Genomic DNA, 9,890 nt, shown 5'->3' with positions numbered 1-9,890 from the left:
TGAATATCTTTGCACCGTTTTTTGAAAAACGAATCTTTACTCGGTTGGCTTTTGGGGCCGCGTTGCCGCGCCAGGACGTCTCCACGCCGCAATGGTCTTGTTCTCATGTTGCTGTCTCCCAGTTGAGTACCACGCGAAAGCCGATACGGCCGTTTTTCATCCCGCGCATATAAGGCAGTTCCGATTCGCGCCGCGTCACTCTAAAAGGGGTGTCGGGAAGCAAAGAAGCCCCCCGCGTTACCCGCCGAATTTGCCGACTTTCCTTAAGAAAATCATGCCCACTGTTTGGCCTCCACTCTTCCTGGCCTTCTTTCCAAGGGTATTTGCTAATAGAATCGAGGTTGTGACGACGGTTGCGTCCCCATAGCGACGTTGTCCATTCCCGAACGCTGCCTATCATTTCCATAGGCAAACTGGCGGCTAATTCCCATTGGGCTTCGGACGGTAAGGTGTACGGCCGTTCTGTTTCCTGAATGAGCCAAGAGCAGTAAGCCAGGGCATCATACCAGGTCACCCCTTTTACTGGCAGATGGCTTTGCTCTTCAGAGGGATCATTGCCGTTTTGCCAGCCTAGCTCCGAAGGCACGTCTCCGTTTGTCGCATCCAAGAAGTAATTGTATTGTTCATTGGTTACCGGGTATTTACCGATTCGATAGGCAGGCAAAGTCATGTCAAATTGAGGTGTTTCAAAAAATGGAATGCCATCACCTGGCTGGCTGCCCATCTGAAACGTGCCTGGCCCAATAAAAAGAGTATCAGGTTCCCACGTTTCCGTTTGCAGCTCAGAAACGGTGAAGTCTTCCTGGTGTTGTCGATCATTCAGCGTCAGAATTTGCTCAATCAGCTTGGGGGGAAGATCAAATTGCGCTTTAGCAATATGGTATGTATTGCCAATCCGGCCAATATTGCCATCGCCTGCAATGTTTGCCTGATGTCCGTCAACACGTTGTCCTTGCTGACTGTATTCACTTTTTTTTGTCATTGTAGATATCCTGAGGTGTGTTTCAGTAGAGGCTACTGGACTATCGTTACTCTATCGCTAATTTGTGCGCAGGTTTGCCATCGCCTGCACAATTGAAGGACACGGTGTGAGCGCGTGACGGCCGTATTCCCGACAAAACTATTCGCTTTGGACGATCTTGGGCAAGATGTGACTGGGCGATTGGCAATCGTTACGGCTCATGCGCGCATCATTATGGTTGGATGTTTGAAAGCGGTAAAAAAATTTCCCACTTTTACAATACAAAGAGAATAAAGGATTTAAGGGTGGGGAGCAACTTTGTGAAATGAGGCGCAAAATCGTATCGAAGCCCCTTTTACGAGTAAAATCCCTGACACAACATTACTAATCTGCACTGTTCTGAGAGGACTAATCTTTTGAAAACAGAGTTCTTGCTCGACCCTGACGTTGTTTTTCTAAATCACGGCTCGTTTGGCGCTACGCCCAAGGCTGTATTTGCCGACTATCAGGCGTGGCAGCTACGCTTGGAGCGTCAGCCAGTTCAGTTCATTCAACAAGAGCTATGGGAGCATTTGGCGCACGCTCGCCAGCAATTAGGCGACTTCTTGGGAGCCAATGCGGACGATCTCGTATTTATTCCCAATGCGACGTTTGGCCTGAATATTGTGGCCCGGTCGCTAGCTTTAGGGCCAGATGACGAAGTGCTGACCACCGATCACGAATATGGTGCATGTGACAACGTGTGGCAATTTCTCAGTCAGAAACGCGGGTTTCAGTACAAGTGCCAGCAAATTCCCGTGCCGGTGACTACGCCAGAAGCGATCGTCGAGCAGCTTTGGCAGGGCGTTACCCATCGCACCCGCGTTATCTTTCTCAGCCATATTAGCTCCTCGACGGCCGTTTGCTTTCCCGTAGCCGAAATTTGCCGCCGAGCCCGGCAAGCGGGGATCATCACGGTGATTGATGGGGCGCACGTGCCGGGGCAACTGCCGCTGGATTTACGGGCTATCGATCCGGATTTTTATTTTGGTAACCTGCATAAATGGCTGTGCAGCTCGAAGGGGTCAGCATTTTTATATGCACGGACTGTTCGGCAGCCGCTTATTGAGCCGCTGGTGGTTGGCTGGGGTTGGGGGCCGGAAAGAACGCTGTCGTTTGGCTCTGATTTTCTGGATTACAATCAATGGCTAGGTACGAATGATGTGTCGGCTTACCTGGCGGTTCCGGCGGCAATTCAGTTTCAGGAGGCGCATAACTGGACGGCCGTTCGCCAAAGTTGCCATAAATTACTCACCGAAGCGATTAACCGCATCTGCGCCCTTACCGGATTGGCGTCTATTTACCCTGAAGATGGTGAAGGTTTCTACAGTCAAATGGCCACCGTGCCTTTGCCGCAGCTGCATGATCCGGAAGCGTTTAAGGGCGCATTGCTGCAAGCGTTTAACGTTGAGGTGCCGATTGTGGTGTGGAACGGCCGTCACTACATTCGCATCTCCGTGCAGGCGTACAATATGCCCACCGACATCGACACTTTATTAGACGCATTAACCACGCTTTTGCCAAAACATACTTAACAAATAATTGAGGAAAACACATGTCTGAAACACGATTAGATCAATTTGAAGCGTACCGCCAGAAAATGAATGAGCGCGTCATGTCGCTGGACCATTTGGGGGTAAAACGATTCTTCAATCTGGATACGGCCGCTTACCGAGACGGCGCATTGCCCAGCAACACCAAAGAACTGCTTGGGCTGGTCGCGTCGGCCGTCTTGCGCTGCAACGACTGCATTGATTACCACCTGATTCAATGTATAGATGCGGGCTGGTCTGATGAAGAAATTGTGGATGCGCTCAATGTGGCGCTGGTTGTGGGTGGCAGCATCGTTATTCCCCATCTGCGGCACGCCATTGAGACGATTGATTTATTACGAGAAAGAGCTGGAAATCAGTGACCAGTTAGTGTCACACAGATTACCGATTACTGACCTACTGATTACAAGTTGTTCGACCGACGATGGTGATGGCGGTAGATGCGGCGACCTTCCCAGCCGCAGTTGAGGCATTCGTAACGACGCACGGGAATGCCGACTGTGTCTAGTAGATAATCGGCCGTTTCGCGGCCAATACGCCGAAGATTGTGCTGTTCGCAGTTGGGGCAGCCCGCACTTAATTGCCACTGTGGGCGTAAAACGGTTCGACTATAGGCAATTTGGAAACCCAAAACGAGTGCCCCCACGGTGGTAACGGCCGCAATGATTCTGGCACCCCAGCCAAAACCAAGCCAGCTCAGCCACCAGGGCATGCCATATAAAACCGCAATGCGGTCGGTACGGCCGTCGTACTGGAACACAACCATTTCTGCGGGGAAAGACGTTTTGAATTCTAGCGGGACGGGTTCTCGGGAACGGCCGCTTGCCCCAATGCCTTCGCCGCGACCTTGTACCGACATATACGTTTCATAGGTGCCAGGCAAGGGGACGCGATACGCAAGCTGGAATTGCCCATTTCTGATGGGATCCATTTCAGTAAGTGGGTCTTCATTATCCCAGCGGTTATTTTGGAAAGTACCAACGGCAACAACCCGCGCAGGCAACGTATCGTTGGCGGTCAGGGCATAGGTTCTGGGCCACAAATTGTTGGGAGCCAATGCCGGATTGAAGGTGAAGGTGATGGGTTGGTTGGGTTGGGTTACAAAGACCCAGGCAGCTTTTTCCGGCACGGCCGTATCCCAATCGCCACAAGGCAGCACCCGCCACCAATAACGCCCCGGTTCGGCAAACTGTACTGTGCGTGAATGAATGTTGTCGCCTGCAGTACGGTCCCCGGAGGTGCCATTATCAAATAGCGGGGTATCACTGCCCTGCCACCCCTGAAAATCGCCAATGACGCAGTAACCACTTTCTGAAGTTGCTGGCGGGGTGACGGCAAGCGGCTCTTTTGGGCGGGCCACGGTTGCCTGGGCTTGGGCCAATTTGTCGAAAGGATTGATTATGAAAAGAACGGCCGTTGCCAATAAAAGAACCAGCAATGCCTCACGCCACCAGGGCAGCTGAGGCCGCTTCCGCTGTTTGCGTGGCCCAAAACGGTACCGTCGCTCACCGTGGCGGCGTCTTTTCGACGAAGATGGGGTTTGCTCTTCTTCAGCCACTGCTTGTTGCTCATCCATAGTTGACAGTGTAATGAGTTCTCACTTTTTCAACAAGAGACTTCACGCATTCTTCATCACAACGTCAGCCAACAATTAGGCGGATGCCAAGCAAGATAAGCAAAATGAGTACCCCCTGGCGAAACCTTTCTGGCGAGACACGGCCGTCTACCAAGCGTCCTAAAACCAGCCCCAACCCAATCCCCGGCAATGCCCACAAATAATTTTGCCAGACAACGGCCGTAAAACCGCCATTGAGCGTATGTGCCGCCAGCGTAACCAGGCTGTTGAGGAAGAAGTATCCTTGTAAATTCCCTTTAAACTCGGCAGGCTGCCAACGGCGGCAGGTGCCATAAACAATGATAGGGGGGCCGCTGGCGTTGTAAGCACCGCTGAGTACGCCACCCACAAAGCCAAATCCATAAGCCCAACCGGGCTGAGACAGCTTGGGCAATCGCGGCGAAACGAGGGCATAGGTGGCGTAACTGGTAACCAAAATGCCCAACATGGTGGTGATAATTCGGGCGTTGACGTTACCCAGCATATAAACGCCGAGAGGAATGCCGATAATGGAAGCCAGGGTAAGCCGCTTGACGGCCGTAAAATTGAGGTCTTGCCAGTAGCGACGCAGCATGAAGATTTCGGTGGTGATCGCCACCACGGCAACCAGCGGCGTGGCCGTTTCCACATCAACCACGCCCACCAGCAGCGGCATAGAAACCAGTGCCAACCCAAAACCGGAAGCAGACTGCACAAAAATAGCTAGAAAGATAATCAGAGTCACAATCATAAGCGCAAGCGGCGGATTGTAACCGCAGTTTAGGGAGGCACAAAAAAACGGCCGTTTCCTTGTTGTTTGCGAAGGAAACGGCCGTCTATCAGATGTTCAAAAAGAAGTTGAACTTTTTGCTAAATGTCAGGTCACTTGCTCGATTGAAAGTTCAACTTCTCGCATCATTTCAACTTACAGGACTTACGCAATGCTCTGGCCAGTCTCCTGACCGAGCCAGCTAGGCGACTCGGTGAGACACCGGCCGCAGCTTCTAAAATGCGTAAGTCCTGCTTATATAATTTCCTGGCCAGTCACCAATTGAACCAACGCGACCACAACCAACGCCAGCCCCCAGCCCCACAGCGGGAAAAAGGCCAAATACGCGCCCGCCTTCATAGAGATCCATTTGGGACGGCCGTTAAAATCATCGTTGCGCAGCCGATAGCCCAAATCCAGCAGCAGCATGAGTGTGCCGCCAATTAAAACGGCCACCGCCTCATTGCTCGGCACCACCAGCCGCTGCACCAACATGCCTACGGCAGCACTGCCAAACAAAAAGAGAATCGCTAGCCCGTTAAGCCGCGTCATCTTTTGCCTCCGCGGCCTGCTTTTTCTGCACGCGCCCTTCGCGCCACATGCTCCACAAATTCAGCACAATTGCTGCCCCGGCAATGACGGTCAGCCGCACAATGAGCCTTTCTGCCGAAGGAAAGGATGTGGCCAGCGTTGCGCCAGCAATGACGATGACAACCAACAAACCAACTTGCAATAATTTACTATTTTTCATTTCTATTACTCCTTGTAATCGGCGAGTCATTTTTGAAATTTGCAAACCATGATTTTGGCCGATTACTTAAATAAATTTCTGCGATTACTTTGACTCAGATAAGTTGTTTCTTGCCGCCAGCCCATCGTCTGCAACAAATCCGCCAGTCGCTCGATGGTGGCAAAATAGGTGCGCTTGCCGTTTGGTGTTTCTACATAGCCGCGCCAAACGTCTGATTCTGCGCCAGATGGCTCAGACCAGATCGAAAGAATAAAGTAACGTCGCCCGGGTTTACTATTCATGGGCAGCAGCATACGGATTTATTCTCGCATTTATCTCGCTGCAAAAATAAAGGAAAAACTATCCCGACAAAATGGGAAAAAGGAGGGGAAGAGAGTAGAGATTAGACATTATCGGAAATAGGAATTTATCCACAGATTAACGCAGATTTCGCAGATTTTTTCCTCTAATCTGCGAAATCTGCGGATTAGTTTTGACATAATGTTAATCCCAATAATGCCTATTTACTGTAGGTTCAATCTCCAATCTCTACTTTCCATATTTAACGGCCGTATCCCCGTGTTTTTAACTCCTGGCCAGCCGCAGCCAATGCGGCCCGATCCCGCTCGATGGTGCGGATCGAGACGCCCAACGCTTGCGCCAGCTCGGCATCGGTGGGCAATGCCCCCTGTGCATACGCCTCATCCGCCAGCCGCCGCAGCCTGTGCCGCCGTAGCCCCACCTTGCCTTCTTGCTGCCGAACGGCCGTATCCCCCACACCATCATCCAGCGTCCAAACAATTGATAGCCGATCTTTGTCGGTTAACGGCCGTCCCAACGGCACATCTGCTCCCGCTAACTGTACCGTCTCTGTTTGCGCCCCGTCTCGCCAATGCCGCTCGATATCCTGATGTACCGGCAGGTTGTGCCAATAATCTCGCCGTAGCGGCGTCTCTTCCAGTTGCAGGCAAAGGGCTATCATTTGCGTCCGCGCCATCGTTAAATAGTGTCGATCCTTCGTCAGCAAAAATTGCACGTAGCGGAAATAAGTCAGATTGGCCCCCGACGCCTGCAAATCAATTAAAGAGGTCGCTTTAGCAAAGCTGGCTTCCGCTTCGGCCTGTTTGCCCAGCAGAAGGGCCGCTTCTGTGTGGCAAATGTACGGCGCAGAGGTGGAAGATCCTCGATGTTCAATATGAACCAACGCCCGGCTGTGCGCTTCATACGAAGCTGCATAATCTCCCTGCATAAAGCGCAAATTACCCACCGCCATCCACGCTTGAATTGCCCCGCGCCCGGCGTCCTCTCGCTGCAACCAGGTGAGCAATGGCCGCAAGGCCTCATCCGCTGTATCGAGCCGCCCCGCCATTGTGTAACATTCCACCAGCATGGTCCGGTCAAAAACGCCCATGTACCGATCCTGCAAAGAGCGATTTTGCTGCGTGTGCTGCATCAACTCCTCTGCAAACAGGATTGCCTCAGTGTGCTGTCCTAAAAAGGTGGCAATGTGGGCGGCGTTGTACAGTGCATTGGTTAGCCCCAAAATATTGTTGTCGATCCGGTGCGTGTTGATGAGCTGGTGCTGCAAACGGCGTGCTTCTTCCCAACGGCCGTCTAGCTGCGCCATGATTGCCTGGTAGCTCTTTAACTCTGTGAGTAAGCTGTCTAGTTCGGGATGTTCGGCAAACAATGCCTCGGCCTGAGACAAATAGTCGCGGGCTTGCGGCCGTTCGCGTACGCGCAAATGGCCATGAATAAGCGTAAACAGGGCGTGGGCTTGCAAATAGGGCTCCTGCGGCAGCGTGTGGGCTAAGTCTAAGGCGCGTTTGCTGTGCCCAATCGCCTGCTCTGCATCGCCAAAGACAAACAGCAGGGCATGAGCCACCTGGTTCAACGCCTGAATTTCCGCTGTGTGATCGCCTAGCTCGCGCGCCAGTTGGGTAATTTCTTGCCCGACGGCTTGCAGCGCATCCAGATGCCCCTGGCTCATCAAATAGTTGAGCATAAGCAGCAACGCTTGCAGCAACCCGTCCAAATCATTTTCCGCACGCGCCTGCGCCACCAAACTCTCTGTTTCATCCAAACTCGTCTCCGCCCAGGCTAGCTTTTGGCGAATGCGTAAGTCCAGGCATTGCAAGGGTAGCTTCCGATTAGAATCGGACATTTCGACTGCAAGGGCCAACGCCCGGTCGCAGTGCATCTTGGCCGTGCTGACATCCCCCAAATTCAACGCTCGCTTGGCTGCCCGCTGATGGTAATGGACGGCCGTTTCCCACGCTTCTCCTTGCTCAAAATGCCACGCCAGCGTCGGTGTGGCGGCCCCTACCTGCTGCAATACCTGCCCTGCCCGCAAATGCCACGTTCGCAGTTCAGATGTGGTCACGCTTTGGTAACACGCCGCCCGGATCAAATCATGTTGGAACGCGTACCCGTCGTTGGTTTCTTGCAGGAAACGGCCGTCTAGAAACGTTTCTGCCGGGATGGGCGTGTCGAGCATTGCTTGCCAAGTGCCATGCCCAAACTGCCGCCCCAAAACGGCCGCTGCCGCTAATGCTTCCCGCTCGTTTGGTGTAAGATGCGCCAGCCGCCCTGCCAACATCTTCTCAAAGGAAGCTGCCGGATCGTCACTCAGCAATAGTTCCCGCGCCGCCAGCGGATTGCCGCCGGAAAGCTGATGCAGCTGCACAAACTTTTCGGCTGGGCGGGACTGCCCCAACTCAGCCGCCAATTCATCTAGCTCGGCGACGGTCAAGCCCGGCAGCGTCAGCCAATGGGGCGTAACCTCCTGATCAAGCTGCTGGATCGCTGCCCAAGCCACGCCATTTTGCCGCAATTCCTGGCTGCGAAAGCTGAGAATCAACAGCAACGGCCGTTCCCGGCACACCTGCGTCAGCGTGGGCAGCAGCGGCCAAAAATAGTCGTCGGCCCACTGCACATCGTCCAGCAGCAGTACGCACGGTTCTTGTTGGCACAAAAGGGAGAGCAGCTTGTGAACGGCCGTTGCCAGCGGCAGCGTTGCTGGTTCTTTCTCTGGTTCGATGGCTGAACGACGGGCTGAACTTGTGTTCAGTCGTGGCAGAAGCGGCGTCAATAGATTGCGCAGGAGAGGTGTTAGCAGCTCAGACAGCCGCGCCAGCGTGGGGCCAGCCGTCGCTGCCTGCAAAACGTCTGGCAGCGGCGCGTACCGGTGGCGGGATTCATGTTCGGCCAAATGCCCCCACGCCAGCCGCAAGTTCCGACGCTGCGCCGACGATGCGACCGCTTCCAGCAGGCGGGTTTTGCCCATTCCAGGATCACCCTCTAGCAAAGCCACGCCTCCCCGACCCTCCGCCAATCGCCCCAGTTGACCCAACAGCAGGCTGCGCTCCACCTGCCTACCAACAAGGGGTGTTGACGTGGGCAACGTGGGAACGGCCGTTTGCCGCTGCTGGCGCAAATCTGCCACAATCGCTTCCGTATCGGGCAGCGGCGAGACGTCTAGCTCAGTAGCTAGCAGCTGCGCCAGGGTGTCGTACTGCTGCATGGCGGCGGCGTAGCGTCCCAGCCGGGCATATAGTTGGATGACGGCCGTATGCGCCATCTCATTAAGCGGATCGGCCAGCGTCCAGCGGTGGGCAATCGCCAACGCCTCGTTTAGCTTCTCTTGCGCCAGCAAAGTGTGGTACGTGCGATCCAGCCCCGTCAGGTACAGCTCACGCAGCTCCGCCCGCTGGCTGAGCAGCCAAAAATCATCCAGCTCTTCCAGTAAATCACCCGTGTACAGGCTGAGTGCCGTTTGCCATTCGGCCAGTTCAGTGGAAGCTAATTTTTGCCGGAAAACGGCCGTGTCCAGCCAAACCTCGTTGAGTGCCAAACTGTCTGGGGTGATGGTGAGGTGGGAAACGGCCGTTTCGGCTCCGCCCAGCGCAGGCGTGTCTAGCTGCCGCCGCAGCCGGTAAAGCGTGTTGCTCAGCAAATGCCGCGCCCGCTCCTCATCAACGTCTGGCCACAGGGTGCCAGCCAGCCGGGTGCGCGTCGCGGCGTAACCCGTTCTCGCCTGCAAGCCCAGCAGCCCCAGCAGCCTCGCCGGGGAGCCAGTTAGGAGTTGGATACGGCCGTTCATTTCCAGCCGCAGCGGACCAAACAAATACAGTTTCATCACAAACCAATTATCGTAGGGGCAAGGCAATCGGCCAAACAGTTAATACAGGCAAACCATCGCGTCACCGATTGCCTTAATAGGAAGCGGATTAACGGGGTGCATA

At 54.1% G+C, this 9,890-nt stretch carries 9 protein-coding genes; 2 read left to right on the top strand and 7 right to left on the bottom strand.

Annotated elements, in window-relative coordinates; translation table 11 throughout:
* Positions 1-103: 103 nt before the first annotated feature.
* Entirely contained in the window at positions 104-982 is an 879-nt protein-coding gene (locus tag ACOQPU_RS16195; RefSeq protein ID WP_420640872.1) for a formylglycine-generating enzyme family protein, read from the bottom strand.
* 395 nt (positions 983-1,377) lie between these two features.
* On the opposite strand from ACOQPU_RS16195, the gene ACOQPU_RS16190 reads away from it, so the two are divergent.
* Both ACOQPU_RS16190 and ACOQPU_RS16185 read left to right on the top strand, forming a co-directional pair.
* Positions 1,378-2,535 (top strand): aminotransferase class V-fold PLP-dependent enzyme, encoded by a 1,158-nt coding sequence (locus ACOQPU_RS16190; protein WP_420640871.1) that lies wholly within the window; start codon positions 1,378-1,380, stop codon positions 2,533-2,535.
* A 20-nt stretch (positions 2,536-2,555) separates the two neighbouring features.
* A complete protein-coding gene (locus ACOQPU_RS16185) occupies positions 2,556-2,915 on the top strand; it encodes a carboxymuconolactone decarboxylase family protein (protein ID WP_420640870.1) in 360 nt (119 codons plus the stop codon).
* Between the two features lie 41 nt (positions 2,916-2,956).
* On the opposite strand, the gene ACOQPU_RS16180 is transcribed toward ACOQPU_RS16185, so the two are convergent.
* The 6 genes from ACOQPU_RS16180 to ACOQPU_RS16155 form a co-directional block, all read right to left on the bottom strand.
* Positions 2,957-4,129: a choice-of-anchor X domain-containing protein gene (locus ACOQPU_RS16180; RefSeq protein ID WP_420640869.1), complete on the bottom strand. Its 1,173-nt coding sequence runs from the start codon at positions 4,127-4,129 to the stop codon at positions 2,957-2,959.
* A 64-nt stretch (positions 4,130-4,193) separates the two neighbouring features.
* Complete coding sequence (locus ACOQPU_RS16175) at positions 4,194-4,898, bottom strand: sulfite exporter TauE/SafE family protein (protein ID WP_420640868.1); 705 nt, start codon at positions 4,896-4,898, stop codon at positions 4,194-4,196.
* Between the two features lie 273 nt (positions 4,899-5,171).
* Positions 5,172-5,468 carry a hypothetical protein gene (locus tag ACOQPU_RS16170; RefSeq protein WP_420640867.1) on the bottom strand — a complete coding sequence of 99 codons (297 nt, stop codon included), beginning with the start codon at positions 5,466-5,468 and terminating at the stop codon, positions 5,172-5,174.
* A complete protein-coding gene (locus tag ACOQPU_RS16165) occupies positions 5,455-5,667 on the bottom strand; it encodes a hypothetical protein (RefSeq protein WP_420640866.1) in 213 nt (70 codons plus the stop codon). The genes ACOQPU_RS16170 and ACOQPU_RS16165 overlap by 14 nt, the downstream gene beginning before the upstream one ends.
* A gap of 62 nt (positions 5,668-5,729) precedes the next feature.
* Positions 5,730-5,948: a hypothetical protein gene (locus tag ACOQPU_RS16160; RefSeq protein ID WP_420640865.1), complete on the bottom strand. Its 219-nt coding sequence runs from the start codon at positions 5,946-5,948 to the stop codon at positions 5,730-5,732.
* Between the two features lie 260 nt (positions 5,949-6,208).
* A complete protein-coding gene (locus ACOQPU_RS16155; RefSeq protein WP_420645849.1) occupies positions 6,209-9,784 on the bottom strand; it encodes an ATP-binding protein in 3,576 nt (1,191 codons plus the stop codon).
* Positions 9,785-9,890: the final 106 nt, after the last annotated feature.

This window comes from Candidatus Leptofilum sp. (genome assembly GCF_965223285.1).
In the GTDB taxonomy this organism is placed as follows: Bacteria; Chloroflexota; Anaerolineae; order Promineifilales; family Promineifilaceae; genus Leptofilum.
This window is presented reverse-complemented; position numbering and strand designations above follow the sequence as displayed.

Excerpts from the sequence above, each read along its gene's own strand:
- ACOQPU_RS16195 (WP_420640872.1), bottom strand. The coding sequence starts at position 982 with ATGACAAAAAAAAGTGAATACAGTCAGCAAGGACAACGTGTTGACGGA.
- ACOQPU_RS16185 (WP_420640870.1), top strand. The coding sequence starts at position 2,556 with ATGTCTGAAACACGATTAGATCAATTTGAAGCGTACCGCCAGAAAATG.
- ACOQPU_RS16180 (WP_420640869.1), bottom strand. The coding sequence starts at position 4,129 with ATGGATGAGCAACAAGCAGTGGCTGAAGAAGAGCAAACCCCATCTTCG.
- ACOQPU_RS16175 (WP_420640868.1), bottom strand. The coding sequence starts at position 4,898 with ATGATTGTGACTCTGATTATCTTTCTAGCTATTTTTGTGCAGTCTGCT.
- ACOQPU_RS16170 (WP_420640867.1), bottom strand. The coding sequence starts at position 5,468 with ATGACGCGGCTTAACGGGCTAGCGATTCTCTTTTTGTTTGGCAGTGCT.
- ACOQPU_RS16165 (WP_420640866.1), bottom strand. The coding sequence starts at position 5,667 with ATGAAAAATAGTAAATTATTGCAAGTTGGTTTGTTGGTTGTCATCGTC.
- ACOQPU_RS16160 (WP_420640865.1), bottom strand. The coding sequence starts at position 5,948 with ATGAATAGTAAACCCGGGCGACGTTACTTTATTCTTTCGATCTGGTCT.
- ACOQPU_RS16155 (WP_420645849.1), bottom strand. The coding sequence starts at position 9,784 with ATGAAACTGTATTTGTTTGGTCCGCTGCGGCTGGAAATGAACGGCCGT.